This window comes from Geodermatophilus sp. SYSU D00703 (genome assembly GCF_054050155.1).
The window spans coordinates 1-25591 of the sequence record NZ_JBJGYU010000005.1; the positions used below are offsets into that span (position 1 = coordinate 1).

The window sequence follows — 25591 nt, forward strand, 5'->3', positions numbered from 1 at the left end:
GGAGATCACCCTGCCGCTGATCGAGGTCTTCGGCCGCGGTGGGGCGACGAAGTCCTCCTGGTACGGCGACTGCCTGCCCTCCCGCGACTTCCCGATGCTCATCGACCTGTACCTGCAGGGCCGCTTCGACCTCGACGCGTTCGTCTCCGAGACGATCGGCATCGACGACGTGGAGTCGGCCTTCGAGAAGATGCACCACGGCGACGTGCTGCGAAGCGTCGTGGTGTTCAAGTGACGGCCCGGATCGACAAGACCGTCGTCAGCGGGGTCTTCAGCCTCGACGGGCAGGACTTCGACGTCGACAACAACGTCTGGCTGGTCGGCGACGACAGCGAGGTGCTCGTCATCGACGCCCCGCACCGCGCCGAGCCGATCGTCGAGGCGATCGGCGGCCGCACCGTGCGGGCGATCGTGCTCACCCACGGGCACAACGACCACATCACCGCCGCGGTGGCGCTGCGCGAGGCCACCGGCGCGCCGATCTGGTTCAACCCCGCCGACCGGATGCTGTGGGACGTCGTCCACCCCGACACCGCCCCGGACGAGGAGCTCGGCGAGGGCACCCGGTTCGAGGTCGCCGGGGCGACGCTGACAGCGCTGCACACGCCCGGCCACTCGCCGGGCAGCACGTGCCTGCACGCGCCCGACCTGAACACGGTGTTCACCGGCGACACGCTGTTCTGCGGCGGTCCCGGGGCCACCGGGCGGTCCTACAGCGACAAGCCGACGATCCTCGAGTCGATCCGGTCGCGGCTGATGAGCCTGCACGGCGACACCGTGGTCAGGACCGGCCACGGCGACGACACGATGATCGCCGCGGAGATGCAGAACATCGACTGAGGTTCATGCGACCGGCACACGTCGCTGGGCGGAGGCGAAGCCCAGCCACGTGTGCCGGTTGCCGGCCCAGCACCAGCCGACCTTCGGTGCGTCCCGGCGCGCACGGCCGTCCCGGCCGGTCCCGTTGCTGATCCACAGCGCCGGGGTCCGCGCGTCGAGCCGCCCGCCGGCCTTCCGCAGCCGCGAGCCGATCGTCATGAAGCAGTGGTTGCGGTCGAGCACCTCCGGACACTGCAGCAGCCAGTGGATGCCCTCGGTCAGGGTCAGCGGGGTCCGGCCGGCGCCGGTGATCGCCGGCAGCGCCTCGTCGGGGCTCCAGTTGGCCATCGCGTCGCCGCGGTCGAGGCCCTCGACCAGGTAGACGTCGCCGCCGGGCAGGTCGACCTGCTCGATCGGGGAGAAGGCGTCGACGTCGGTCATGTCGGCCACCACGAACCCCGGCCTGCCGTCGCGCTCGAGCAGCGGAGCCAGCGCCGAGGCCGGCGCCCGGCCGGGGTCGAGCACCAGCAGCGCCCCCGGCTCGCGCACCTGGGCGGCGGTCTCGCGCAGCTCACCGGCGGACAGCCCCGCGACCTCGTGCGCGCCGAGCGCGACCAGCCGCTCGGCCTGGTCGGCGGCGGACGGGAGAGCGAGCAGGACGGCGGTCACGGGCACCTCCGGGACGGCGGACGACGCAGCCGGAGGTCAACGCGCCGGGCACCGTCCCGGTTCCCCCGGGGTGCGGCGGACGTGGGCACGGTCACCCCGCGGATCGCGGGGAGCGGTCGCCGCCCCGGTACCGTGGAGACGTGCCCCGCGGTGATGGACGGCTGACGCACGACCTCGATCCCCACTCTCCCGGTCCCCAGGACGCCTGCGGCGTCTTCGGTGTCTGGGCGCCGGGGGAGGAGGTCGCCAAGCTCACCTACTTCGGTCTCTACGCCCTGCAGCACCGCGGCCAGGAGGCCGCGGGCATCGCGGTCTCCGACGGCGCCTCGGTCGTCGTCTACAAGGACCTCGGGCTGGTCAGCCAGGTCTTCGACGAGGCCACCCTGGGCAGCCTCCGGGGGCACATCGCCGTGGGCCACACCCGCTACTCGACGACCGGCGCCTCGACGTGGGAGAACGCCCAGCCCACCTTCCGGACGACGGAGGCCGGCACCGGGCTGGCCCTGTGCCACAACGGCAACCTGGTGAACACCGCCGAGCTGGCCACCAAGGCCGCGGACGCCGGCGTCCCGGGCGCGTTCACCTCCACCACCGACTCCGACCTGGTGACCGCGCTGATCGCGGCGCACCAGGACCTCTCCGTCGAGGCCGCGGCGATGCAGGTGCTGCCGCAGCTGCGCGGGGCGTTCAGCTTCGCCTTCATGGACGAGAGCACCCTCTACGCGGCACGGGACCCGCAGGGCGTCCGCCCGCTGGTGCTCGGCCGCCTGGAGCGCGGCTGGGTCGTGGCCAGCGAGACCGCGGCGCTGGACATCGTCGGCGCCTCGTTCGTCCGCGAGGTCGAGCCCGGTGAGCTGCTGGCCATCGACGAGGACGGGCTGCGCAGCCAGCACTTCGCGCCCGCCGAGCCCAAGGGCTGCGTCTTCGAGTACGTCTACCTCGCCCGCCCCGACACCACGATCGCCGGGCGCGGCGTGCACGCGGCCCGCGTCGAGATCGGCCGGCGGCTGGCCAAGGAGCACCCCGCCGACGCCGACCTGGTGATCCCGGTGCCCGAGTCGGGGACCCCCGCCGCGGTCGGGTACGCCGAGGCCTCCGGCATCCCCTACGGGCTGGGCCTGGTCAAGAACTCCTACGTGGGCCGCACCTTCATCCAGCCGAGCCAGACCATCCGGCAGCTCGGCATCCGGCTCAAGCTCAACCCGCTGCGCGACGTCATCCGCGGCAAGCGGCTGGTCGTGGTCGACGACTCGATCGTGCGGGGCAACACCCAGCGGGCGCTGATCCGCATGCTGCGCGAGGCCGGCGCGGTCGAGGTGCACGTGCGCATCTCCTCGCCGCCGGTGAAGTGGCCGTGCTTCTACGGCATCGACTTCGCCAGCCGCGCCGAGCTGATCGCCAACGGCCTGGACGTCGACGGGGTGCGGGCCTCGATCAACGCCGACTCCCTCGGCTACGTCTCCGAGCAGGGCCTGATCGCCGCCACGGAGCAGCCGGTCACCCGGCTGTGCACCGCGTGCTTCACCGGCCAGTACCCGATCGCGCTGGGCGAGAGCGAGGTCCTCGGTAAGCACGTCCTCGAGGGCATCGAGCGCCGGGTCGACGAGTCCCGGGCGGTCACCGGGTGGACCGGTCAGCAGGCCGGCAGCGCCACCGTTCCCGGCGGCGCGGACGACGCCCTGACCCGCCCGTGACCGCGTCCGGGTCGGCCGAGAACCGGTTCACCTACGCCGACTCCGGCGTCGACATCGACGCCGGCGAGCGGGCGGTCACGCTGATGCGGTCGGCGGTCGAGAAGACCAACCGCCCCGAGGTGGTGGGCGGCCTCGGGGGCTTCGCCGGGCTGTTCGCGCTCGACACCACCCGCCACCGCAGGCCGCTGCTGGCCTCCTCCACCGACGGCGTGGGCACCAAGATCGCGCTGGCCCGCGCCCTCGACCGGCACGACACCGTCGGCATCGACCTGGTCGCCATGGTCGTCGACGACCTCGTGGCCTGTGGCGCCGAGCCGCTGTTCCTGCAGGACTACGTGGCCTGCGGCCGGGTCGTCCCCGAGCGCATCGCGGCGATCGTCACCGGCATCGCCACCGGCTGCACGCTCGCCGGCGCGGCCCTGGTCGGCGGCGAGACCGCCGAGCACGGTGACCTGATGGCCCCCGACGACTACGACCTGGCCGCGACCGCCGTGGGCGTCGTGGAGGCCGACGCGGTGCTGGGCCCGGAGCGGGTCCGGGAGGGGGACGTCGTCGTCGCGATGGCGTCGAGCGGGTTCCACTCCAACGGCTACTCGCTGGTGCGCCGGGTGGTGGCCGCCGCGGGCCTGGACCTCACCGCGACCCCGGCCGGACTGTCCCGCCCGCTGGGCGAGGAACTGCTGGAGCCGACGCGCATCTACGCGCTGGACTGCCTGGCGCTGGTGCAGGAGTACGGGGTCGAGGGCGTGCACGCCTACGCGCACGTCACCGGCGGCGGGCTGGCGGGCAACACCGCCCGCGTCGTCCCGGACGGGCTGGCGGCCGTGCTGGACCGGGGCACGTGGGCGCTCCCGGCCGCCGTCCACCTGCTCGAGGAACACGGCGTGCCGCGGACGGAGTCCGAGCGCGCGTTCAACTGCGGGGTCGGCATGGTCGCCGTCGTGGCGGCCGACGTCGCCGACGGCGTCGTCGGGACGCTGACCGACCGGGGCGTCCCGGCCTGGGTCGCCGGCACCGTGGGTCCCCGCTCGGAGGACGACGCCGCCCGCCTGGTGGGCTCCTACCGCTGAAGAAGGACCCGTCCTCCTCACCCCTCGCAGGGCTCGGGGCCAACCTCGGGACGGGGCCACCGGGAAGCTCGGCGCGAGCCTCGGCACGGGGCCTCCGGCGGCCGGACGGCACGCGACGACACCGCGGCTCCCCGTGGAGGAGGCGGTGTCGTCGCGTCAGACCGTGCGGCTCAGGCGACGGTCAACGACTGGCTGCCCAGTCGTCGTCCGTGTCGTCGTCCGCTGCCCAGCGGTCGGTGTACTCGTCGTCGTCCTCGTCGTCGTCCGTCTTGGCCCGGGAACGGGTGTACGGAGACGGTGACCCGGCCAGCTCGCGCTGCAGCGCGGAGAGGTCGGTGTTCGGTGAGCTGTACTTGAGCTCACGGGCCACGCGTGTCTGCTTGGCCTTCGCTCGGCCGCGCCCCATCGGCTCGACCCCCTCGTTACGGAGTACGGGAGCCCAGCTCCGGGCTGGACGGCCCGCGTGGCGACCCCGACTGAGTGACTGTGTCTGTTCCGAGCTTACGACACGGATCGACGGCGAGCACGGGTCTCCCCTCGCTGTCCCCCGAGCGGGGCGCACGCGGACGGAACGGACCGTCCTCGACCCCCGCCGGGGACGGTGGATCAGCGTGCCCGCGTGCGGTCGGCCTGGTCGGCGGACGTCCGCGGCTCCGGCACCGCGGCGGCGTCCGCACCGGTGCTGACCAGCCCGAGCTGGACGGCGAACTCCATCTGGTCGAAGTAGAAGTGGTGCTCCACGGCCCGGCCGCCGCGCACGGTGAGGACGTCGCACTCGCGCAGGCGGAGGGGTCGGCCCGTGGGCGGGATCTCACCCTCGGGTGAGGCGAGCGGCTCGGTGTGCGTGCCGACGAGCCAGCCCTCGTCGACGGCGGTGTCCTCGGTCTCGTACTGGTTCCGGGCCTCCCACGTCAGGTCGGGGACGGCACGCCGGAGCGCCATGACGTACTCGACGATGGCCGCGCCGCCCTCGATCCGGCCCACGTCGGGGGAGTCGGCGACGGCGTCGTCCGCGTACAGCCTGCGCAGCGCGTCGGCGTCCGCGTGGATGACCGCGTCGGTGATCTGGTCCATGACCTCACGGGCTCGTCCCATGGTGGTGCCCCCAGTGGTCGGCCGGCGCTCCCGCGAGCTGCGCGTACCGGACCGGCTCCGCGCCTGCGGGACGCCGACGCCCCACGATCCGGCCGCACCGCGGCGCCGGACAGGGGCGAACGGCCCGGGCGGGCGCCCGGGCCGGGCGGCTCAGCGCGGGAGGCGGATGGTGGCCAGCCGGCCGACGGCGGCCATGCGCTCCTCGGCGAGGCGGTCGGCGGCCACCGCGGGGGAGACGCCCTGCTCATCGGCGGTGCGGAAGACCCGCAGCGCGACGTCGAAGATGCCGGCGGCCTTGGCCTCGGCGCGGGGGAAGGAGAACCCGTGCCGCTCGTCCTCCACCTGGATCACCCCGCCGGCGTTCACCAGGTAGTCGGGGGCGTACAGGATGCCGCGGCGCACCAGCTGCTCGGCGATCCCGTCGTGCGCCAGCTGGTTGTTGGCGCCGCCGCAGACGATCTCGGCCTCCAGGACCGACACCGTCTCGTCGTCGAGGGCGCCGCCCAGCGCGCAGGGGGCGTACACGTCGGACGGCGTGCGGACCAGCGCCGCGGTGTCGGCGACGGCGTCCACCCCGGGGTGGCGGGCGAGCACCCGCTCCACCGCGGCCGCGTCGACGTCGGTGACGACCACGTCGGCGCCGTCCTGGACCAGCCGGTCGACCAGCCAGCTGCCCACCTTGCCGACGCCGGCCACGGCGACGGTGCGGCCGGCCAGGGACGGCTTGCCCCACCGGTGCTGGGCAGCCGCGCGCATGCCCTGGAAGACGCCGTGGGCGGTGAGAACCGAGGAGTCGCCGCAGCCGCCGTGGGCCTCTGACCGGCCGTGCGCGTACCGGGTCTCCCGGGCCACGACGTCGAGGTCGGCGTTGTAGGTGCCGACGTCGCACGCGGTCAGGTACCGGCCGCCCAGCGACTCGACGAACCGGCCGTAGGCCCGCAGCAGGGCCTCGGTCTTGTCCCGGCGCGGGTCGCCGATGATGACCGCCTTGCCGCCGCCGAGGTCGAGGCCGGCCAGGCTGTTCTTGTAGGCCATCGCCTTGGACAGGGCCAGCGCGTCGGCGACGGCGGCCTCCTCGCTGGGATAGGGGTAGAACCGCGTGCCGCCCAGCGCCGGTCCCAGCGCCGTCGAGTAGATGGCGATGATCGCGCGCAGCCCGGATCCCGGGTCGGAGCAGAAGACGACCTGTTCGTGCCCGGAGCCGAGAACGTCCACGTCACGAGCGTAGAACGACGGGGACGGCGCGACCGGCGGCCCACGGGCATGATCGGGAGGTCGCACCCCTGCACGGAGGACGCCCCGCCTTGGCCGCACCCTCGCGACTGCTCGCGCTCACCGTCGCCACGCCGCTGCTCTTGGCCGGCTGCACCGGCAGCGGGGACGGCGACGGCGGGAACGGCGCGGGCGGGGGTGCCGGCGGCGGGCTCACCGTCGCGGTGGTCACCCACGGTTCGGCGGGCGACGCCTTCTGGGACGTCGTCCAGAACGGCGCCGAGGCCGCGGGGGAGGACCTCGGCGTGTCGGTGGACTACCAGGGCGACGGCGACCCGCAGCGGCAGTCGCAGATCGTCGACGCCGCGGTCAACCAGGACGTCGACGGGATCGTGGTCTCGATGGCCAACCCCGCCGCGCTGCAGGACTCCGTCGAGGCCGCCGTGGCGGCGGGCATCCCGGTGGTCACGATCAACTCCGGCGGGGACCGCTCGGCCGAGTTCGGCGCCATCGGGCACGTCGGGCAGGACGAGACCGTCGCCGGTCGGGGTGCCGGTGAGCGGCTGGCCGCGGACGGGCGGCGCAACGTGCTGTGCGTCGTCCACGAGGCCGGCAACACCGGTCTCGAGGAGCGCTGCGCGGGCGCGGCGGAGGGGCTGGGGACGGCGCTGACCCCGCTGCAGGTGGACGTCAACGACCTGCAGGCGGCGCAGTCGGCGATCACCTCCCGGTTGCAGAGCGACCCGGGCATCGACGGCGTCCTCACGCTCAACTCGGCGGTCGCCGCGGTGGCCGTCGCTGCCGTCTCCGACGCCCGCTCGGAGGCGGAGGTCGCCACGTTCGACCTCAACGAGGACGTCATCCGCGGCATCCAGGCCGGTGACGTCTCCTTCGCCGTCGACCAGCAGCCGTACGAGCAGGGCTACCTGCCGATCGTGATGCTCAAGCTGTACGCGGAGAACCTCAACACCGTGGGCGGTGGGCAGCCGGTCCTCACCGGGCCCGGCATCGTCGACGCGGCCAACGTCGACGAGATCGCCGGCCTCGCCGCGGCCGGCACCCGCTGAGCCTGGCGCGGCGTGGCGTCCATCACCCGGGGGCCGCGCAGAAAGTCGCGCCGAGCCCTCAAGGTCACCCCTGAGAGTGACGACAACGAGAGGGACAGGAGAGGAAGCGGGGTCCTCGTGAGCACAGTGTGACGACTGTGCCGCGTGTTGCCTTTGTCGCCGCGTGCGGCGCTGCGACGCTGCCCCGGTTCCTCCGCCGCCCTCTTCCCCAGGGAGCGACCAGTGCTGCACAGCCACCCTCGCCGGTGCGCGTCCGGAACGCTCCGCTCGCGGGCGCGCGCCGGGGTCGTCCGGACGCTGCTGGCCGGCGCGGTCACCGGTGCGGTGCTCGTGGGCGGCGCCGTCCCCGCCGGGGCCGTGCCGGAGCCGCCGCCCAACCCCACCGACGCCGAGCTCGGGTCCGCCCGGTCGGCCCAGGACGCCGCCGCCGCGGAGGTGGGCCGCATCGCCGGCCTGGTCGCCGAGGCCGAGGCGGAGCTCGAGCGCTACGCCGTCCAGGCCGAGGCCGCGGGTGCTGCCTACCTCGCCGCCGAGGAGGCGCTGGACGAGGCCCAGGAGGAGGCCGAGCGCACCGCCGCGGAGCTGGCGGAGGCCACCGAGGCCGTCGAGGCGGCCGAGTCCCGCATCGCCGGCTTCTCCCGGGACAGCTACATGAACGGCAGCACCCTCTCCGGTGCCGCGGTCCTGCTGGACGCCGACGGCCCGGCCGAGCTCGTCGAGCGGGCCGCGATGCTCGACTACGTCTCGGAGAACCAGCTCGACGTCCTCGGGCAACTCGAGGTCGCCCAGGTGCGGCAGGCCAACGCCGACTCCCAGGCCCGCGCCGCGCGCGACCGGATGGCCGAGCTGGAGGAGGCCGCCGCCGCGGCGAAGGCCACCGCCGACAGCCAGCTGGCCGCCCAGCAGAACGCCTACGAGCAGGTGTCGGCGCAGAAGGCCGAGTACGACCAGCAGCTGCAGGCCGCGCAGATCGAGCTGCTGCGGCTGCAGGGGGCACGGGATGCCTTCCAGGCGTGGCAGCAGCAGAAGGCGGCGGAGGAGGCCGCGGCCGCCGAGGCCGCCCGCCGCGCCGAGCAGGAGGCCGCCCGGCAGGCCGCCGAGGCGCGGCAGCAGGCCAGCAGCCCCTCGCCGGGCAGGGGCTCCTCGGGCGGCTCCGGCCCGTACGTGAAGCCGACGTCCGGCCGCACCTCCAGCTGCTTCGGCTGGCGCTGGGGCGCCCTGCACGGCGGCGTGGACATCGCCGCCCCGATCGGTACGCCGATCTACGCGGCCCACTCCGGCATCGTCCAGCGGGCCGGCACCGCGACCGGCTTCGGCTACGCGGTCTACATCCGCGGGGACGACGGCGCGGTCACCGTCTACGGCCACGTCAACCGCTACTTCGTCAGCGCGGGCGAGCGCGTGGTCGCCGGCGAGCAGATCGCCGAGGTCGGCAACCGCGGCCAGTCCACCGGCCCGCACCTGCACTTCGAGGTGCACCCCAGCGGTGCCATGTACGGCAGCCAGGTCGACCCGGTGCCGTGGATGCGCTCCCGCGGGGTCGCCATCAGCGGCTGCTGACCCAGGCCCCCTGCCGTATCCCGCCACGGCCCCGTCCAGAGGCTCGCCGCGAGCCTGCGAGCGGTGAGGAGGACGGGGTCCTTCCTCAGGTGGCCGGTGCGGGGGTGGCCGAGGCGAGGTCGCAGTTCGACGCGACGTAGGTCGTGAGGTCGGCCTGGGCGGCGCCGAGCTCCTGGGTCACCTGCTGCTCGGCCGCGTTGAACTCCGCCTGGCCCTCGGGGGTGCTCAGGTCCAGCGTGCCGGCGGTCGCGCCGAGTCGGCGCAACCCGTCGAGCATCGCGTTCCACGACGGCGCGATGTCGGCAGGTGCCTCGACCGCCTCGAGGCGGGAGACCACCTCGGGCAGCCGGCCGGCCACCTCGGCGGGGCTGGCGTTGCCCAGGGTCGTCTCGAGATCGGCGAAGGCCGCCTGCACCTGGTCGCAGAACTCCACGGCGGCGGGGTCCGGCGTCGCGGTGCCGCGAGGCTCGGCCTCGGCGGAGGCGCTGGTCGAGCTCGGGGCGGCGGAGCTCGACGAGGCGGCCGGCTCGTCGTCCCCCGACCCGCCGCAGGCGGTGAGCAGGACGACGGCGGCGGCCGTCGCGACGGCGGACCGGAACAGGGTGGCGGGCGAACGCATGGGCGGCACCGTATCCGCGCCGGGTCGGGGCGGCGCGGCTACCGTGCCGGACGTGCGTATCCCGGCCGACCCGCGCGCGACGTGGGACCTCCCGGCGCCGGGCGCCATGCCGCGGACGGCGGAGCTCGAACCGCTGGTGACCCGCGTGCTCGCGCCCAACCCCTCGCCGATGACCCTCGACGGCACCAACACCTACGTGGTGGGCGCCCCCAGCAGCGGGCAGGCGGTGCTCGTCGACCCCGGACCCGACGACCCGGCGCACCTCGCCGCGGTCGAGGCGGCGCTGGCCGGCCGGGACGCCCGCTGCGTCGCGGTCCTCGTCACCCACCACCACGGCGACCACGCCGAGGCCGCGCTGCCGTGGGGAGCGCGGTTCGGGGCCCCGGTCGCGGCCGCCGACGCCCGCGTCGCCGGGCCCGCGGGGCGGGTCCTGGCACCCGGGGAGCGGCTGCCGATGGCCGGTACGGCGATCGGCGTCGTCCCCACGCCCGGGCACACCGCGGACCACCTGGCCTTCCGGCTGGAGTCGGGGGCGGTGCTCGTCGGCGACCACGTGCTCGGCCGGGGCACGTCGGTGGTCACCCACCCCGAGGGGGACGTGCTGGCCTACCTGGAGTCCTTGCGCCGGGTGCACGACCTCGGCCCGAGCGCGCTGTACTGCGGCCACGGGCCGGAGCTCACCGAGGACCCGGGGGCGGTCCTCGACTTCTACCTCGCCCACCGGAGGTTCCGGGAGAGCCAGCTGCTGGCCGCGATGGTGCGCGGCGCCCGGACGGTGGACCAGCTCGTCGCCGACGTCTACGCCGACGTGCCCCGCGAGGTGTGGCCGGCTGCCGCGCAGTCGACCCGGGCGACCCTGGACAAGCTCGCCGCCGAGGGGCACGTGGTGCTCGACGGGGACCGGGTGGCGTTGCCGTGACCGAGGTGCCGCTCGTGACCGCGGCCGGCAGCGAGCGGGACCAGCGGCGCGCCGCCGCGGCGCTGCGGACGGCGGGCCTGCGGGCGGGGGACCGGCTGCTGGTGTCGGCCGCGTCGTCGCCGGCGCTGCTGGCCGTGGTCCTGGGCGCGCTGCGCACCGGGGTCGTCCCGGTCGTGCTCGACCCCGCCCTGCCCGCGGCCGAGCGGGCCGCGCTGGCCGAGGACGCCGGCCCCGCCCTCGACGTCGGCGGGGACCCCGCGCGGCTGCTGGCCGGCACCGACGAGGCCGACCTCGCCGACGTGCCGCTGGCCCGGCCGATGCACTACACGTCGGGCACCACCGGCCGGCGCAAGGGCGTGTGGTCGGGGGTGCTCGCCGAGGACGACGCCCGCGCGCTGGCCGCGGAGGAGATCGACCTGTGGGGCTTCGACGGGAGCGACCGGCACCTGGTCCTCTCCCCGCTGCACCACTCGGCGCCGCTGCGGTTCGCCGTCCACACGCTGCTGGCCGGCGGGGAGGTGCTGCTCCCCGGCCCCTTCGACGCCAACCGCGCCGCCCGGGTGATCAGCACGCTGCGGCCGACGACGGCGTTCTGCGTGCCCACCCACCTGCAGCGGCTGACCGCGCGCGACGACGTCGACTGGTCGTCGTTCCGGCGGCTGGTGCACGCCGGGGCGCCCTGCCCCGAGCCGCTCAAGCGCGCGGTGCTGGCCGCGCTGCCCGAGGGCAGCGTGTGGGAGTTCTACGGATCCACCGAGGCCCAGTTCACGGTGTGCTCGCCGGAGGACTGGCGGGCGCACCCCGGCAGCGTGGGCCGCGCCCGGCCCGGACGTCGGCTCGAGACCGACGACCGCGGCCAGCTGTGGTGCGCCGTGCCCGGGTGGGCCCGCTTCGAGTACTGGCGGGCGCCCGAGAAGACCGCGGCCGCCTGGCGGGGGGACCGGGTCACCGTCGGCGACCTGGGCCGGGTGGACGACGACGGCGTGGTGTGGCTCGACGGCCGCCGCGAGGACCTGGTCATCTCCGGCGGGGTCAACGTCTACCCGGCCGAGGTGGAGGCGGTCCTCGACGCCCACCCCGGCGTCGTCGAGAGCGCGGTCGTGGGGGTGCCCGACGAGCAGTGGGGACAGCGCGTGGTGGCCGCCTACGTGGGCACCGCCGACCCCGCCGACCTCGGCGCCTGGGCCCGCGAGCGGCTGAGCCCGGCGAAGCGGCCCAAGAGCCTGCACCCGGTCGCCGAGCTGCCGCGCACGTCGACGGGGAAGGTGCGCCGGCTGGACCTGCCGGCGCTGCTCGGCCTGTGACGACACCGGAGTGGGACGTCGTCGTGGTCGGCGCGGGGACGTCGGGTGCCCCGCTGGCCGCGCGACTGGCCGACGCCGGGCGCCGCGTGCTCGTGCTCGAGGCCGGGGCCGACCACGCCCGGCCCGAGGACTTCCCGCCCGTCCTGCGGGACGCCGCCACCATGGGCGCCGCCGTGCCCGGGCACCCGGCCAACTGGGACCTCACCGGCGTCCTCACCGAGGAGGTCACGTTCCCGGTGCCCCGCGGCCGGGTCGTCGGCGGGTCCAGCGCGGTCAACGGCGGCTACTTCATCCGCGGCACCCGGACCGACTTCGACGGCTGGGCGGCCGCCGGCAACGACCTGTGGTCCGCCGACGCCGTCCTGCCGGCGTTCGTGCGGCTGGAGGACGACGCCGACTGCGGCGGCCGCCCCGGCCACGGCCGCGGCGGCCCCGTGCCGGTGCGCCGGCCGTCCGCCCGGCACCCGCTCGCCGACGCCTTCGCGGGCGCCGCCGCCTACCTCGGCTTCCCCGCCGAGCCGGACAAGAACGGCGACGCCCCGCCCGGCTACGGACCCGTCCCCCTCAACGTCGCCGGCGGTGTGCGGACCAACACGGCCATGGCCTACCTCTCGCCTCGGCGCGGGCGCCCCGGGCTCACCGTCCGCGGGGGCGTGCACGTGCGGCGGGTGGTGGTGGAGGGCGGCCGCGCGGTGGGCGTGGAGACCGCCGACGGGGTGGTCCGGGCCGGGGAGGTGGTGCTCAGCGCCGGCGCCGTCGGCTCCCCGCAGCTGCTGCTGCTCTCGGGCATCGGGCCGGCCGACCAGCTGCGGGCGCTGGGCATCGACGTGGTGGCCGACGTCCCCGGCGTGGGCGCCGACTGCACCGACCACCCCGACCTGTACGTCACCTACCGGCCCGCGCGCCGGCTGCCCATGCCGCGTGACCTGCACCCGCTGCACGGCGTCCTGCACACCACCGCCGACGGGTCGGCCACCCCCGGCGACCTGGAGGTGCTGCCCTGGCTCAAGCCGTTCAGCCGGGTGATGGTCAGCCGCACCTCCGCGGGGCTCGCCGGCGCGCTGCGCCGCCCGGTCAGCACCGTGCGCGCGCTGCGGGGCGCGTCCCTGCACCGGCTGCTCGACACCGCCCGGCGCCGGGACGACCTCTTCGTCGGCGTCGCGCTGCAGGCCGAGGACAGCCGCGGCCTGCTGACGCTGACCTCCACCGACCCCGCCGTCCAGCCGCGGATCGAGTACCGGTACCTGACCGAGGAGTCCGACCGCCGGCGGATGCGCCAGGTGGTGCGGTTGGCGGCCGAGCTGCTGCGGACGCCGTCGCTGGCGCCGCTGGTCGCCGAGCGGACCGGCCTGCCCGACGACGTCCTGGCCGACGACCGCGAGCTCGACCGCTGGGTCCGCAGGCACCTGGCCACCGCGGTGCACCTGGCCGGGACGGCGCGGATGGGGCCGGAGAGCGACCTCGGGGCGGTCGTCGACCAGCACCTGCGGGTCCGCGGGGTCGAGGGGCTGCGGGTCGTGGACACCTCGGTCATGCCGCGCGTGACCTCGCGCGGGCCGGCCGCGACCGCGGTGATGATCGGCGAGCGGGCCGCGGAGCTGGTGACCGGCGCGTGACCCTCAGGCCGGCGGCGGCGGGGGCGGCGGCGGCAGCGGGATGCCCGGCGGCGGGAAGAGGGCGGGCGGCCCGGCGGTCAGGATCGGCAGCATCGCGGCGCGCCAGACCGGCGCGGCCAGGCCGCCGCCGAACCCGCCGACGTCCTGGTTCTGCTTCGGGTTGAGCAGCATGACGCTGCCCGCGTACTCCGGGGTGTAGCCGACGAAGGCGACCGAGAAGCGGTCCTGGCTGGTGCCGGTCTTGGCGGCGATCTGGTGGCCGGGGATGGCGGCGTTGGTGCCGGTGCCGATGGGCAGCGCGGTGTCGCCGACCAGGATCTGGTTGAGCGTGGTCGCGACCGCCGGGGGCACGGCCTCGGGGGTGCAGGAGTCCCCGGTGGGCACCGGCGACCCGTCGTCCCGGGTGAGCGGCTGCCCGTCACGATCCAGGACCTCGGTGACCGGAGTGGGGTCGCACTGGGTGCCGTTCGCGCCAAGGGTGGAGTAGGCGCTCGCCAGCGCGAGTGGGCTGGTCGCCTCGGCGCCGAGGGTGAAGGAGCCGCGCTCCCTGGCGATGATCTCGTCGGCCACCGGATCGAGGGAGAACATCCCCATCCGCTGGGCCATCCGCACCGGGCCCTCCACGCTGCCCAGCTGGTCCTCCAGGGCGACGAAGTAGGTGTTGGAGGAGCGGATCAGCGCCTCGGTCATGGTCAGGGTCGGCGGGAAGTTGGGGCTGGCGTTCTCGACCACGTACGGGGCCTGGTTGTTGCGGTACACGCTGGACACGTACGGGTTGCTCGTCGTGATCACGTGGGACGGCGGGAACCCGCGCTCCAGGGCCGCGGCAGCGACGAACACCTTGTAGGTCGAGCCCGCACCCTGGCTGGCGGCCACGTTGAGGTTCACCGACTCCTGAGCCGGGTCGTCGGCGTCGTAGCCGAAGACCCGGTTGACGCTCATCGCCAGCACGTGCCCGGTGCCCGGCTCGACCGCGGTGAAGATCGAGGCGATCGGGTCGCCCATGGGCTTGCTGGCCACCACCGCGGCGTCCCCGGACCGCTGGAGGTCCGGCCGCAGCGTGGTGCGGATGGTCAGCCCGCCGTCCTCCAGCCGCTCCTGGGAGATGCCCAGGTCCTGCGTGAGGTGGCGCTGCAGGTAGTCGCAGAAGAAGCCGCCGATGGCGGCGTCGACGCAGCCGTTGGGCGGGGCGGGGACGGGGTTGGTCTCCACCGGCTGGGCCGAGACGTCGGCGAGCTCCTGGTCGCTGATGTGCCCGAGCTCGTGCATGCGCTCGAGCACCTGGTTGCGCCGCTCGCGGCCCTGCTCCGGGTCGGCCAGGGGGCTGTCGGTCGCCGGGTTCTGCACCAGCCCGGCCAGCACGGCCGCCTGGGGGAGGGTCAGGTCGGCCGCGTTCACGCCGAAGTAGGCCTGGGCCGCCGCCTGCACCCCGTAGGCGCCCTCGCCGAAGTACACGATGTTCAGGTAGCGGGTGAGGATCTCCTCCTTGGTGTAGGTCTCCTCCAGGGCCAGCGCCAGCCGGGCCTCGCGCAGCTTGCGGCCCAGCGTCTGCTCGGTGGCCGCCTGCCGCTCCTCGGGCGTGACCGCGGTCTGCAACAGGGTCTGCTTGACCAGCTGCTGCGTGATGGTCGACCCGCCCTCCTGCACCGAGCCGGCGGTCGCGTTGCGGACCACGGCGCGCAGGGTCCCCTCGACGTCGAGGCCGTTGTGCTCGTAGAAGCGGGAGTCCTCGATGTCGACCAGCGCCTGCTCCATGACGTCGGCGATCTGGTCGGCGGTCACCGGAGTGCGGTTGTTCCGGTAGAAGTACGTGACCACCGAGCCGTCGGCGGCCAGGACGACGGTGTTGCCCGAGGGCGTGGCGTCGGTCAGCTCGACCGGCAGGGGCGCCAGCAGGTTCGCCGACGAGCTCGCGGCCATGCCCGGGCCCACGACCCACGGGAACAGGACGGCGGCGACCAGCGCCCCGGCCAGCGGCAGGACGAGGAACAGCAGACCGAGGGCCCGCAGCCGCGGGTGGGGGCGTGCGCCGGACGACCTGACCATGGATGACCTCGCCCTCGGCGACCCACTCGGAGTGAGCGGGTCGACGCGGTCCGATCATCCCGTACGACGCGGTTCCGCAGAAGTCGATCAGCGATGGACCGGAGCGTCCCGGCGGCGCGCTGTCCGCAGCCGCCGGGACGCCGGGATCTGGGGGGCGGTCAGCGGACCGCCGGCAGCTCCGACGTCGGTGCCGCCCAGGCGTCGGGGTGACGCCGTCCGGTGTCGGCGACCCAGCCCGGCGCGCTGCCGCCGCGCGCGGGGGCCCGCCGACCGGCCGGGCGGCCGCTCAGGGCGACGATGAGGGCCAGCAGGGCGACGAGCCCCACGAGGACACCGCCGATCACCAGGAGCGTCGTGAGCACTCACCGAGAGTAGGCACCGGACCGGTCCGGCCCACACGGCGAATGACGACGGACATCAGACCCGGATTGCACAGGATGTGCCGGTTGACGGCGCACGCGCACGCCGGCCGTCGGCGAGAGTGCACGGGTGCGCGAGTCGCGGGTCCGCGGGGTATGGGCAGCCGCGATGACGTCGACAGGAGGACGCGTGCCCGACCTGCCCCTTCTCACCGGCCGCGCGGTCGCGGTCCCGCTCGGCGCCCTCGCGCGGTGGCGCGCGGGGAAGCCCATGCACCCCCGCGGCGTGGTGGTCGACGCGGTCCTGGAGCGGTCCGGCGGACCGACGGGGTGGGAGGTGTCCTGGCTGGCGGCGCGCGCGGAGGACCCTGCGGTGGTCCGGCTGTCCCGGAGCGCGGGCCTGCCCGCGCCCCTGCCGGACGTGCTCGGCCTCGCGCTGCGGGTGCCGGGGGAGGACTCCCCGGTGGACCTCCTGCTGTCCAGCGCGGGCCGGGGCCGGCTGGCGCGGCGGCTGACGGTGCCCCGCCGGGACGCCGCGGCGCCCTACTCGTCGATCATGGGCTACCGCTCCGACGCCGGGACCGTGCTGCTGGCGGCGCTGCCCGACCCGGACACCGGCCCCCTGCCGTCCGAGCCCGGCCCCCTCGCGGCGGCCGTCGCGGCCCGCCGTCCCACGTTCACCCTCGCGGCCGCGCGGGGGAGCGGGGAGTGGCACCCGTTCGGCCGGCTGCGGCTGCTCGGCCCGGGCGACGCCGTCGACCCGGACCTGCGCTTCGACGCAGTGCGGAACCCGCCGCCGGGCCTGGTGCCCGACGGGCCGATGGCCCGGTTCCGCGCACCGGCCTACGCGGCGGCGCGGGCGGCACGGGACCGGTCGTAGGGTGCAGGCGGTGACCGGAACGGCGACCCGCGGTGTCTCTCCCGGGCTCCGGGTACACCTGCGCCGCGCCCGCGACCACGTCGACCGGCACTTCGCCGAGGACCTCGACCTCGACCGGCTCGCGCGGGTGGCCGGCGTGTCGAAGTACCACTTCGCGCGCTGCTTCGAGGCCGTCTACGGCGAGACCCCGATCCGGTACCTCACCCGCCGGCGGATCGAGCGGGCCCAGGACCTGCTGCGGTCGGCCAACCTGACGGTGACCGAGGTCTGCACCGCCGTCGGCTTCGCCAGCCTGGGGTCGTTCTCCTCCCGGTTCCGGCAGCTGGTCGGGGAGCCGCCGGTCGCCTACCGCGACCGGTGGGCGGCCCGGGGCGGGGCGCACGTCCCGGGCTGCTTCCTCTTCATGCGCGGCGTGGTGGACCCCGGCGGGACGACCGCCGGCGGTTGAGCAATCTGGGAGAAGCCCGGGGCCGGCCGTCGTCCGTACGGTCGACGACGTGATCACCAACATCTCGCTCGTCACCGTCTACTGCCTCGACCAGGGCAAGGCCCGCGACTTCTACGTCGACGTCCTCGGCTTCGAGCCGCGCACGGACATCACCATGGGCGAGGGCTTCCGCTGGGTGACCGTCGCCCACCCCAGCCAGCCCGAGCTGGAGGTCACCCTGATGACCCCCGGTCCGCCGCTGGACGACGCCGCCGCGGCGTTCGTCCGCGGCCAGTTGGAGAAGGGGGCGATGGGCGGCCTCGGGCTGGCCGTCGACGACTGCCGGAAGACCTTCGAGGAGCTCTCGGCGAAGGGCGTCACCTTCCTGCAGGAGCCGGCCGAGCGGCCGTACGGCGTCGAGGCGGTCATGCGGGACGACTCGGGCAACTGGCTCGTGCTCGTCGAGCGGCGCGAGTTCACCCCTGCCGACTTCGCCTGAGGTCGGTCGCTGCCCCCTGCCACGGCCCGGTGCAGCGGAAAGGCCGTGACAGTGGGCGAGACGCGGTGGTTCGATGCCCCCGTCCGAGACCGAGGACGGGGGACCGAGGCGCACGGAGGTCCTGTGGACGCCTCAGCCACGCACGCCGCACCACCCACTGCCCGGCCCCGCCGGCTGCTGCCCGGGATGCGGGTGCTGCTCGTCGCGTTCGCCGTCCTCACGGCGCTCGGGCTGGGGTCGCTCTACGTCCTGGCCGACCGGACCGGCGAGACGTTCGCGTGGACCATCGACCCTCCGCTCACCGCCGCCTTCCTCGGCGCGGGCTACGCCGCCGGCTGCGTGCTGGTCGTGCTCTCGCTGCGGGACGGCGTGTGGGCCCGCACCCGGGTGCCCCTGCTCACCATCCTCGTGTTCGTCGTGGTCACGCTCGCCGCGACGTTGATGCACCTGGACCGGTTCCACCTGGCCGCGGAGTTCGCCGGATCGCCGTTCGCGGCGCGGGCCGCCGCGTGGTTCTGGCTCGGCGTCTACGTCGTCGTCCCGCTGGCGATGGTGGCGCTGCTGGTGCCGCAGGAGCAGGCCCCGGGGACCGACCCCCCGCCGCGCCACCCCGTGCCGAGGGTGCTGCGCGGGCTGCTGGCGGCCGAGTCGGTGGTGCTGGCCGGCGTCGGGGCCCTGCTGTTCGTGGCGCCGGCGACGGCGACCGCCCTGTGGCCGTGGTCGCTGGCCCCGCTGAGCGCCCGGGTGGTGGCCGCCTGGCTGGTCGCCTTCGGCGTGGCGACGGCGCTGGCCGCGGTCGCCGGGGACCTCGAGCGGCTGCGGACGGCGGCGATCGCCTACACCGTCTTCGGCCTGCTGGTGGCGCTGGCGGTGGCGCGGTTCCCCGGCGTGGTCCGCTGGGGGGAGCCCGCGGCCTGGGTCTTCACGGTCGTGCTGGTCGCGGTGGTCGCCACCGGCGCCGCGGGCTGGCGGCTGGCGCCCCGGCCGGGAGAGGAACCGGCGTGATCGAGGAGTACCAGGGGGCGCTGGTCGTCGTGTGCCGGGACGAGAAGCCCCGGCTGGCCACGGTGCGCGAGCTCAAACGCCGCTACGGGGCCGACTACGTCATCATCGCCTGCACCGTCGCCGAGGAGGTGCCGGTGGCCCTCACCGCGTGGGGCACCCCGCCGGTGGCCGCGCTCCTCGGTGGCTTCGGCCGGGAGGACCCGGACGGGCTCGCGGTGCTGCGGGCGCTGCACGCCGGCCACCCCGAGGCCCTGGCCGTGGCGCTCGTCCGCTGGGGTGCCTGGGAGACCGCGCGCCCGATCTTCGAGGCGCTGACCCTGGGCCAGCTCGACCGGTGGGTCTACGCACCCGAGGAGCAGGTCGACGAGGAGTTCCACTGCGCGCTCACCGAGGTGCTCGACGAGTGGGCGACCCGGCACAGCGGCGGCCGGGAGGCGGTGCGGATGATCGGCGACCGCTGGTCCCCGCGCGCCCAGCACCTGCGCGACCAGCTCAACCGCAACCGCATCCCGACCGGCTTCTACGAGGCCGACAGCCTGGAGGGTCGCGACCTCCTGGCCGGCCTGGGCCTCGACCACCCCCGGCTGCCGGTGCTCGTGCTGCGCTTCCACCCCGAGCACACCGTCCTGCAGGACCCGACGGACCTCCAGGTGGCCGAGGCGTTCGGCCTGTTCCAGCCGCTGGACCCCGAGAAGGTGTGGGACCTGGTCGTCGTGGGCGCCGGCCCCGCGGGGCTCGGGGCCAGCGTCTACGCGGCGTCCGAGGGGCTGTCCACGCTGGTGCTCGAGGCCGAGGCCGTCGGCGGGCAGGCGGGGACCAGCTCGCTGATCCGCAACTACCCCGGCTTCCCGACCGGCATCAGCGGCAACCGGCTGGCGTTCAGCTCCTATCAGCAGGCGTGGGCCTTCGGCAGCACGTTCCACTTCATGCGCTACGCGCAGGCGCTGCGCAGCGAGGACGGGCTCCACGTGCTCGACCTCAGCGACGGGACGTCGGTGCGCTCGAAGTCGGTCGTCCTGGCCCTGGGGGCGAGCTGGCGGCGGATCGGCGTCCCGGACCTGGAGGCGCTGGTGGGGCGGGGCGTGTTCTACGGCACGGCGGTGAGCGAGGCGCCGGTCATGCGCGGGCGGCACGTCTTCGTCGTCGGCGGGGGCAACTCCGCTGGACAGGCGGCGGTGTACCTGTCCCGCTTCGCCGACCGGGTGTCGGTGCTGGTCCGGCGGCCCGGGCTGGCCGAGACGATGTCGGACTACCTCATCCGCGAGCTCGAGGCGCTGCCGAACGTCGACGTCCGGCCGGGGGTGCAGGTCGTCGGCGGAACCGGCACCGACTTCCTGGAGTCCTTCGTCGTCCGGGACGTCGTCTCGGGCCAGGAGACGGTCGAGACGGGCGTGCTGTTCCTGCTCATCGGCAGCGAGCCGCGCACCGACTGGCTGGCCGGCACGCTCGCGAGAGACCGCTGGGGCTTCCTGCTCACCGGCCCGGCGCTGGGTGGCGGGGAACTCCCCCTCTACGAGCCGCTCGAGCGCCCACCGGCGCTGCTCGAGACCAGCACGCCCGGGGTGTTCGCCGCGGGGGACGTCCGCTCGGGGTCGGTGAAGCGGGTGGCCTCGGCGGTGGGCGAGGGCGCGCTGGCGATCACGCACGTGCACGCGCACCTGGCGTCCCTCCGGGTGCCCGCGGCGCACTGAGACGGGCGGTCCCCGGCTGACCCGTTCGGGTGCAGGCCTGCACCGAGGGTGATGTCACAGGTTGGACACGTGGATCATGGGTAGCCGGATCGTGACCCGCCGTTGACCACCCGCCTGCCGTCGCAGCGCGCGGCCGCAGGAGGAACAGCACGTCGTGAGCGCCGAGTCCAGGCCGGGGATCCGGGTGGTGACCGTGCCCGCCGGAGATCCGTACGTCGACGCCGTCCTCCCGGCCGGCGTCGTCCGGGTGGGGCCGGCGCACGACCCGAGCCCGTGGCTCGACCCGGTCTACCTGGCCGGCCACGCCGACGAGGTGGACGTCGTCCACGTGCACGGCGGCTTCGGCCACCTGCCCGAGGACGAGATGGTCAGCTGGACGGAGACGGTGCGCCGCACCGGGGTGCCGCTGGTGGCCACGGTCCACCAGCTGCGCGACCCCGCCCAGGCCTCTCCTCGCCGGCACGACGCCCACCTGGCCGCGCTGCTGGCGACGGCGGAGGTCGTGCTCACGCTGACGCCCGGGGCGGCGGACGAGATCGCCGCGCGGTACGGCCGTACGGCGATCGTCGTGGCCCACCCCTCCGTGGCGACGCCGGTGCCCGAGCTGGGCGCCGAGCGCGGCCTGGTCGGGCTGCCGCTGCGGGGCTACGGGCCCGCGCTGCCCGACCCCGCCGGGCTGGTGCGCGCGGCGCTGGCGGGGGCGGTGAACGGCGGCGGACGGCTGCGGGTGTTCCTCGACGACGGCGTCGAGCCGCCGCCGGTCCCCGCGGCCGGGGACACCCTGGAGTACCTGCCGCGCAAGGCCGAGGCCTGGGTCGCGCAGCTGCAGGAGCTGCACGCCGTCGTCCTGCCCGAGTGCTGCGGCACGCACTCCACGGACCTGGAGACCTGCCGGGACGTCGGCACGCGCGTGGTCGCGCCCAGCTGCGGCTGGTTCGCCGACCAGTGGTCCGACGTCGTCACGTACGGCAACGACGAGGAGAACGGCTTCGACCCGGTGTCGCTGGACGCGGCGGTCTCGGCCGCGCTGACCCGGCCCCTGCCGCGGCCGGCCGACCCGGTGTGGCGCACCGAGCAGCGGGCCGCCGTCCAGGACGTGCACACCCAGGTCTACGCGCAGGTCGTCGCCGACCGCGGGCGCTAGGAACTCGCCGCCTGGGTCGCCCGGCCCGGAGGGCGGGGCTGCGGTGAGGGAGGTGGAGGTGGGCAGGGGCGGGGTCGAACCGCCGACCTCTCGCTTTTCAGGCGAGCGCTCGTACCGACTGAGCTACCTGCCCCTCCCGGTGTCTCCACCGGAGAGCGACCCTGACGGGACTCGAACCCGCGACCTCCGCCGTGACAGGGCGGCGCGCTAACCAACTGCGCTACAGGGCCTTGCTGGTACTGCTGGTGGTGCCGTGCCCCCAACGGGGTTCGAACCCGTGCTACCGCCTTGAAAGGGCGGCGTCCTGGACCGCTAGACGATGGGGGCTCGTGTTCGCCGGGGGCAGCGAGAACGATACATGCTCTCGGGGGTGGCTCTGACAGGGGGTGTCCCTGGCGGGTCCTCCGCCTGCCCGGCCGGTCGGTGTCCGCAGCGGTGCCCGCTGCGCGTCGGTGCTGGTCAGCGAGGTGTGCCTCCGTGCGTCGCAGCCCGGTCGTGCCCACACACGATGGCCGTCCGTTCCCGCGTGTGTGCCCAGCCTCACGGGGCCGTGTCGGGTGCCGGACCCGGTCGAGGGTCGGGCCCGGGCGACCGGCACACCCGGGCCGGCACTCCTCGCGGTGGGCCCCCTCCGGGCCCGGCGCCGCGACGCGACACGGGCGGTGGCTGCTGCGATCCGACGCCCGCGGCTGACACGCTCGGGGTGTGACTCGCCGTGCCACCGCCGTCGTCTGCCCGTCCCTCCTGCTCGCGGTGACCCTGCTCGCCGGGTGCGGTGAGGGCAGGCAGAGCGGGACGACGTCCAGCTCCCCGGCCGCCGCCTCGTCGTCCGCGGCGGCCGCCACGGACACGACCGCTCCCGAGGAGACGACCGGTGGGACGACGGACGACGGTCCCCCCGGGGACGAGCCCCCGTTCCCCGCGACCACCGATCCGGACACCCAGGACCCGTCCGCCGACTCGAGCGGGACGGTGAGCGAGATCCGGACCGGCCGCCAGGACGGCTACGACCGCGTGGTCCTCGAGGTCGGCGGCACCGGCACCCCCGGGTGGGACGTGCGCTACGTCGACGAGGCCGGCTCCCAGGGCAGCGGCGACCCCGTCGAGGTGGCGGGCGAGGCGGTCCTCCAGGTCACCCTGACCGGCATGGGGTACCCCTACGACACCGGCGTCGACGAGTGGGCCGGTCCGGACCCGCTGCCCGGCAGCGGCACCGAGGTCGTCACCGAGGTCGCGTGGGACGCCACCTTCGAGGGCACCTCGGTCGCCTTCATCGGGACGACGGCGCAGGTGCCCTTCCGGGTCTACGCGCTGCAGGACCCCACCCGCGTGGTCGTCGACCTCCGCGACGCGAGCTGAGGCCGTCAGCCGAGCGAGGCGGTGAGCTCCACCGAGTCGGACTCGACGGTGGTGCACTCCAGCGTCAGCGGGCCGGCGGTCACGGTCTCGCCCTGGGCGCAGGAGACGCTGCTGTTGCCGACGCTCAGCGTGGCCCGGCCGTCCTCGACCCCGCCGAAGGCGAGGTTGGTGCCGAGGACCTCCACCTCGGAGCCGCTCCCGGAGAGCGTGACCGAGCACGAGGAGCCGCTGCAGGAGAAGTTCTCCGAGCTGAACGTGCAGCCACCGAGGGACAGCAGGGCCAGCCCTCCGGCCAGGGCACCGGAGGCGAGTCGGGCGGCGCGGGTCGGGGTCGTCGCGGACATGGGGGAAGCGTAGGTCGGGGGCGTCAGCCGGTCGGGGAGGCGGGCGGGGCCGTGGGGGTGCCGTCCGGCGCGTCGGTCCCGTCCTCGCCGGTCCCGCCCTCCTCGGACGCCGGCGGGACCACCACGCGCTCGATGGTCACCTCCGTCTCCCCGAGCCCGCCCAGGGTGATCTCGTCGTAGGCGGTCAGCGTCCCGGTCGACGGGTCGAGGTAGAGGACGGTGCAGGTCAGCGGCTCGGGGTACTCGCCCTGCAGCGCGCGCAACCCCGCGCCGCCGGTCGAGCCCTGCACCATGAGCAGGGTCCCGTCGTCCAGCTCGCCGACCTCGCGCTCGTGCGTGTGCCCGGCCAGGACCAGCGGGACGACGCCGTCCAGCGGCGGCGCCTGCTTCGGGTCGTGCACCATCGCGATCGCCGGGGGCTCCGGCAGTCCCTCGGCGACCTCGGCGAGGTCCTCGCCGGTCTGCTCGAGGGACTCGGTGTCGCCGGTCGCGTCCTGGTCAGGGGTGAACCGCGGGTCCGGCGCGCCGACGACCTCGATGCCGGCGACGGTGACCGCGGAGTCGTCCAGCACGGTCGCGTTGGGCTGCGCCGCGATGAGGCCCGCTGTGACGGCGGAGTCGTGGTTGCCGCGGATGAACACGTACGGCACGTCCAGCGTGCCGACGGCGGTGATGAGGCTGTTCTCCGGCTCGCTGCCCCAGTCGGTGACGTCCCCGGTGTCGAGGACGCCGTCGACGCCGAATTGCGCCACCACCTGCCGCACCAGGTCGAAGCCGGCCGGGTTGAGGTGCAGGTCCGAGATGTGCATCAGGGCGACCGTGTCGTCCCCGTCGCCGGGCGGGGGAAGCGCCGACAGCGTCGAGTAGAGCGTGCCGACGTTGGAGACCAGGTCCTCGAGGGACGCGCGGTAGGCGTCGAAGCGGGCCACGATGTCCTGCGCGCTGCCGATCAGGCTGTTCGCGTTGACCAGCAGGCCCGTGTACGTGGGCTGCGACAGGGCCTCGGGCCGCCAGGTCGCCGCGGCCAGCCCGCCGGTGCCGGCCACCAGCGCGGCGGACAGCCCCGCCGCCAGGAGCACCTCGCGGCGCCGGCGGAGCAGCAGCAGGGACGCCGCGGTCGCACCGGCCACCGCGGCCACGGCGGTCAGGGCGGCCACCCGCTCGACGGCGTCCCGCAGGTCGGCGCTGACCTGGTCCACCACGCCGTCCAGCCGGGCCGGGTCGGTGGCCAGCGCCGAGGCGCGGATCTCGTCGACCCGGCTCAGCTGGATCTCGAGCCGGAGCGGGCCGTCGTAGGCGTCCACCTGCAGCGCGCCCAGCGGCGGGATGTCGAGGTCGGCACCACCCCCGAACGGGCGGAAGGCCAGCGTGGCGTCGAACGGGCCGATGGGCGCGCTGACCCGGCCCAGCAGCAGGATGCCGAGCCACGCGCCGGCGAGGACGACGACTGCCCGCAGTGCCCAGCGGCCGGCGCCCCGCAGCAGCCGGGAGCGGGCAGACGGGCCGGGAGGGGTCGGCTCGCTCACCCCGACCAGGCTAGTGAGCCGTGCGCCCGGGGTCGGTCAGGCGGTCTCGGCGGCGGGCGCGCGGAAGATCCAGCGCAGGGCCACGAACCGCATGAGGCCGATCAGCGCGGTGACCGTGGCGACCAGGGCGACCTGGACCAGCACAGCCACGTCACCGGCGGTGGAGTCGAGGACCCCGAGCGCGGCGCTGGTGGCCAGCAGGCCCAGGACCGTCACGCCGCCGGCCTCCCACTGCGCGGTGAACCAGTGCACCCGCTCGCCCGCGCGGAAGGTGGCCCGCCGGTGCAGCTCGTTGGCCAGGGCCGTGGACGCCGCCGTCGCCATCAGGTGCGCCGGCAGGTACCCGAGCCACTCCAGCGCCACGAAGAGGGCGGCGTAGACCAGCGTCGTCGCGCCACCGACCAGGACGAACCGCGCGAACTGGCCGAACGTGTCCTCCGCGCGGACGCGCGCCACGACGCCGTCCACCGCCTCACCCAGGGCCGGGCGGCGGCAGAGCAGAGACGGGCAGGTCACGACGGTCCTCTCGATGACGGGCACAAAGTCCTTTGTGCAGCCTCTACCTGGGCATCGGCTGTACACCACCCGTTATTCCCCTGAGGTGAGACGAATTCGTTGTGGGTCGCGTCACGACGCGGTCTCCCGTCGGACGCCCAGGGGTGCTCGA

Annotated in this window: 25 protein-coding genes, 3 tRNA genes and 1 pseudogene; 16 read left to right on the plus strand and 13 right to left on the minus strand. The window is 75.2% G+C overall.

The window, feature by feature from the left end; all coding sequences use genetic code 11:
- Both ACI782_RS07760 and ACI782_RS07765 read left to right on the plus strand, forming a co-directional pair.
- Nucleotides 1-235: pseudogene (locus ACI782_RS07760) on the plus strand (S-(hydroxymethyl)mycothiol dehydrogenase); the annotation flags it as partial.
- Nucleotides 232-840: an MBL fold metallo-hydrolase gene (locus ACI782_RS07765; RefSeq protein WP_456907788.1), complete on the plus strand. Its 609-nt coding sequence runs from the start codon at nucleotides 232-234 to the stop codon at nucleotides 838-840. The pseudogene ACI782_RS07760 and the gene ACI782_RS07765, both read left to right, overlap by 4 nt.
- A gap of 3 nt (nucleotides 841-843) precedes the next feature.
- Here ACI782_RS07765 and ACI782_RS07770 read toward each other — a convergent pair whose 3' ends face one another.
- On the minus strand, nucleotides 844-1488 hold the full coding sequence (locus ACI782_RS07770; protein WP_456907790.1) for a DUF5701 family protein: 645 nt from the start codon (nucleotides 1486-1488) through the stop codon (nucleotides 844-846).
- Nucleotides 1489-1628: 140 nt separating this feature from the next.
- On the opposite strand from ACI782_RS07770, the gene purF reads away from it, so the two are divergent.
- Together purF and purM are read left to right on the plus strand one after the other, a co-directional pair.
- Entirely contained in the window at nucleotides 1629-3182 is a 1554-nt protein-coding gene (gene purF / locus ACI782_RS07775) for an amidophosphoribosyltransferase (RefSeq protein WP_456907792.1), read from the plus strand.
- Nucleotides 3179-4252, plus strand: a complete 1074-nt coding sequence (purM, locus tag ACI782_RS07780; RefSeq protein ID WP_456907794.1) for a phosphoribosylformylglycinamidine cyclo-ligase — start codon at nucleotides 3179-3181, stop codon at nucleotides 4250-4252. The genes purF and purM overlap by 4 nt, the downstream gene beginning before the upstream one ends.
- Nucleotides 4253-4433: 181 nt before the next feature.
- Here purM and ACI782_RS07785 read toward each other — a convergent pair whose 3' ends face one another.
- From ACI782_RS07785 to ACI782_RS07795, 3 genes are all read right to left on the minus strand, one after another.
- Nucleotides 4434-4658, minus strand: a complete 225-nt coding sequence (locus ACI782_RS07785) for a DUF3073 domain-containing protein (protein ID WP_456907796.1) — start codon at nucleotides 4656-4658, stop codon at nucleotides 4434-4436.
- Between the two features lie 200 nt (nucleotides 4659-4858).
- The gene (locus tag ACI782_RS07790; protein ID WP_456907798.1) at nucleotides 4859-5347 is read right to left on the minus strand and encodes an ester cyclase; all 489 of its coding nucleotides are present in this window, start codon (nucleotides 5345-5347) and stop codon (nucleotides 4859-4861) included.
- Nucleotides 5348-5497: 150 nt separating this feature from the next.
- Complete coding sequence (locus tag ACI782_RS07795; protein WP_456907800.1) at nucleotides 5498-6562, minus strand: Glu/Leu/Phe/Val family dehydrogenase; 1065 nt, start codon at nucleotides 6560-6562, stop codon at nucleotides 5498-5500.
- 89 nt (nucleotides 6563-6651) lie between these two features.
- Between ACI782_RS07795 and ACI782_RS07800 the strand changes: the two genes are divergently transcribed.
- Nucleotides 6652-7626 (plus strand): sugar ABC transporter substrate-binding protein, encoded by a 975-nt coding sequence (locus ACI782_RS07800; RefSeq protein WP_456907802.1) that lies wholly within the window; start codon nucleotides 6652-6654, stop codon nucleotides 7624-7626.
- A 222-nt stretch (nucleotides 7627-7848) separates the two neighbouring features.
- Nucleotides 7849-9186 (plus strand): M23 family metallopeptidase, encoded by a 1338-nt coding sequence (locus tag ACI782_RS07805; protein WP_456907804.1) that lies wholly within the window; start codon nucleotides 7849-7851, stop codon nucleotides 9184-9186.
- An 85-nt stretch (nucleotides 9187-9271) separates the two neighbouring features.
- Here the strand turns inward: ACI782_RS07805 and ACI782_RS07810 are convergent, their stop codons facing one another.
- Nucleotides 9272-9805 carry a hypothetical protein gene (locus tag ACI782_RS07810; RefSeq protein WP_456907806.1) on the minus strand — a complete coding sequence of 178 codons (534 nt, stop codon included), beginning with the start codon at nucleotides 9803-9805 and terminating at the stop codon, nucleotides 9272-9274.
- A 52-nt stretch (nucleotides 9806-9857) separates the two neighbouring features.
- On the opposite strand from ACI782_RS07810, the gene ACI782_RS07815 reads away from it, so the two are divergent.
- From ACI782_RS07815 to ACI782_RS07825, 3 genes are read left to right on the plus strand one after another with little or no spacing between them, the layout of a single operon-like run.
- A complete protein-coding gene (locus tag ACI782_RS07815; RefSeq protein WP_456907808.1) occupies nucleotides 9858-10724 on the plus strand; it encodes an MBL fold metallo-hydrolase in 867 nt (288 codons plus the stop codon).
- Nucleotides 10721-12028, plus strand: coding sequence for a class I adenylate-forming enzyme family protein (locus ACI782_RS07820; RefSeq protein WP_456907810.1), 1308 nt, complete (start codon nucleotides 10721-10723; stop codon nucleotides 12026-12028). Before ACI782_RS07815 ends, ACI782_RS07820 begins: the two co-directional genes overlap by 4 nt.
- Entirely contained in the window at nucleotides 12025-13644 is a 1620-nt protein-coding gene (locus ACI782_RS07825; RefSeq protein WP_456907812.1) for a GMC family oxidoreductase, read from the plus strand. Before ACI782_RS07820 ends, ACI782_RS07825 begins: the two co-directional genes overlap by 4 nt.
- A gap of 3 nt (nucleotides 13645-13647) precedes the next feature.
- Here ACI782_RS07825 and ACI782_RS07830 read toward each other — a convergent pair whose 3' ends face one another.
- Entirely contained in the window at nucleotides 13648-15690 is a 2043-nt protein-coding gene (locus tag ACI782_RS07830; RefSeq protein ID WP_456907814.1) for a transglycosylase domain-containing protein, read from the minus strand.
- A gap of 158 nt (nucleotides 15691-15848) precedes the next feature.
- The gene (locus tag ACI782_RS07835) at nucleotides 15849-16052 is read right to left on the minus strand and encodes a hypothetical protein (RefSeq protein WP_456907816.1); all 204 of its coding nucleotides are present in this window, start codon (nucleotides 16050-16052) and stop codon (nucleotides 15849-15851) included.
- Between the two features lie 187 nt (nucleotides 16053-16239).
- On the opposite strand from ACI782_RS07835, the gene ACI782_RS07840 reads away from it, so the two are divergent.
- From ACI782_RS07840 to ACI782_RS07865, 6 genes are all read left to right on the plus strand, one after another.
- The gene (locus ACI782_RS07840) at nucleotides 16240-16929 is read left to right on the plus strand and encodes a phosphodiesterase (protein ID WP_456907818.1); all 690 of its coding nucleotides are present in this window, start codon (nucleotides 16240-16242) and stop codon (nucleotides 16927-16929) included.
- Nucleotides 16930-16939: 10 nt separating this feature from the next.
- Nucleotides 16940-17377 carry a helix-turn-helix domain-containing protein gene (locus ACI782_RS07845; protein WP_456907820.1) on the plus strand — a complete coding sequence of 146 codons (438 nt, stop codon included), beginning with the start codon at nucleotides 16940-16942 and terminating at the stop codon, nucleotides 17375-17377.
- Nucleotides 17378-17426: 49 nt separating this feature from the next.
- Nucleotides 17427-17855, plus strand: a complete 429-nt coding sequence (locus ACI782_RS07850) for a VOC family protein (RefSeq protein WP_456907822.1) — start codon at nucleotides 17427-17429, stop codon at nucleotides 17853-17855.
- A gap of 123 nt (nucleotides 17856-17978) precedes the next feature.
- A complete protein-coding gene (locus ACI782_RS07855) occupies nucleotides 17979-18860 on the plus strand; it encodes a hypothetical protein (RefSeq protein ID WP_456907824.1) in 882 nt (293 codons plus the stop codon).
- Entirely contained in the window at nucleotides 18857-20551 is a 1695-nt protein-coding gene (locus ACI782_RS07860) for an FAD-dependent oxidoreductase (RefSeq protein WP_456907826.1), read from the plus strand. Before ACI782_RS07855 ends, ACI782_RS07860 begins: the two co-directional genes overlap by 4 nt.
- A gap of 154 nt (nucleotides 20552-20705) precedes the next feature.
- Nucleotides 20706-21695, plus strand: a complete 990-nt coding sequence (locus tag ACI782_RS07865; RefSeq protein WP_456907828.1) for a hypothetical protein — start codon at nucleotides 20706-20708, stop codon at nucleotides 21693-21695.
- Nucleotides 21696-21754: 59 nt separating this feature from the next.
- Here the strand turns inward: ACI782_RS07865 and ACI782_RS07870 are convergent.
- The 3 genes from ACI782_RS07870 to ACI782_RS07880 form a co-directional block, all read right to left on the minus strand.
- Nucleotides 21755-21828 (minus strand) — tRNA-Phe (locus ACI782_RS07870).
- 23 nt (nucleotides 21829-21851) lie between these two features.
- Nucleotides 21852-21925 (minus strand) — tRNA-Asp (locus tag ACI782_RS07875).
- Between the two features lie 24 nt (nucleotides 21926-21949).
- Nucleotides 21950-22022 (minus strand) — tRNA-Glu (locus ACI782_RS07880).
- 378 nt (nucleotides 22023-22400) lie between these two features.
- On the opposite strand from ACI782_RS07880, the gene ACI782_RS07885 reads away from it, so the two are divergent.
- The gene (locus ACI782_RS07885) at nucleotides 22401-23054 is read left to right on the plus strand and encodes an AMIN-like domain-containing (lipo)protein (RefSeq protein WP_456907830.1); all 654 of its coding nucleotides are present in this window, start codon (nucleotides 22401-22403) and stop codon (nucleotides 23052-23054) included.
- A 5-nt stretch (nucleotides 23055-23059) separates the two neighbouring features.
- On the opposite strand, the gene ACI782_RS07890 is transcribed toward ACI782_RS07885, so the two are convergent.
- Genes ACI782_RS07890 through ACI782_RS07900 form a run of 3 tightly spaced genes read right to left on the minus strand, consistent with a single transcriptional unit; the run spans nucleotide 23060 to nucleotide 25440 of the window.
- Nucleotides 23060-23398 carry a hypothetical protein gene (locus ACI782_RS07890; protein WP_456907832.1) on the minus strand — a complete coding sequence of 113 codons (339 nt, stop codon included), beginning with the start codon at nucleotides 23396-23398 and terminating at the stop codon, nucleotides 23060-23062.
- A 23-nt stretch (nucleotides 23399-23421) separates the two neighbouring features.
- On the minus strand, nucleotides 23422-24924 hold the full coding sequence (locus tag ACI782_RS07895) for a metallophosphoesterase (protein WP_456907834.1): 1503 nt from the start codon (nucleotides 24922-24924) through the stop codon (nucleotides 23422-23424).
- 36 nt (nucleotides 24925-24960) lie between these two features.
- Nucleotides 24961-25440, minus strand: coding sequence for a GtrA family protein (locus ACI782_RS07900; protein ID WP_456907836.1), 480 nt, complete (start codon nucleotides 25438-25440; stop codon nucleotides 24961-24963).
- Nucleotides 25441-25591 lie beyond the last annotated feature (151 nt).

Coding starts and splice junctions, on each gene's coding strand:
- ACI782_RS07830 (WP_456907814.1), bottom strand. CDS start 15,690: ATGGTCAGGTCGTCCGGCGCACGCCCCCACCCGCGGCTGCGGGCCCTC.
- ACI782_RS07810 (WP_456907806.1), bottom strand. CDS start 9,805: ATGCGTTCGCCCGCCACCCTGTTCCGGTCCGCCGTCGCGACGGCCGCC.
- ACI782_RS07785 (WP_456907796.1), bottom strand. CDS start 4,658: ATGGGGCGCGGCCGAGCGAAGGCCAAGCAGACACGCGTGGCCCGTGAG.
- ACI782_RS07790 (WP_456907798.1), bottom strand. CDS start 5,347: ATGGGACGAGCCCGTGAGGTCATGGACCAGATCACCGACGCGGTCATC.
- ACI782_RS07890 (WP_456907832.1), bottom strand. CDS start 23,398: ATGTCCGCGACGACCCCGACCCGCGCCGCCCGACTCGCCTCCGGTGCC.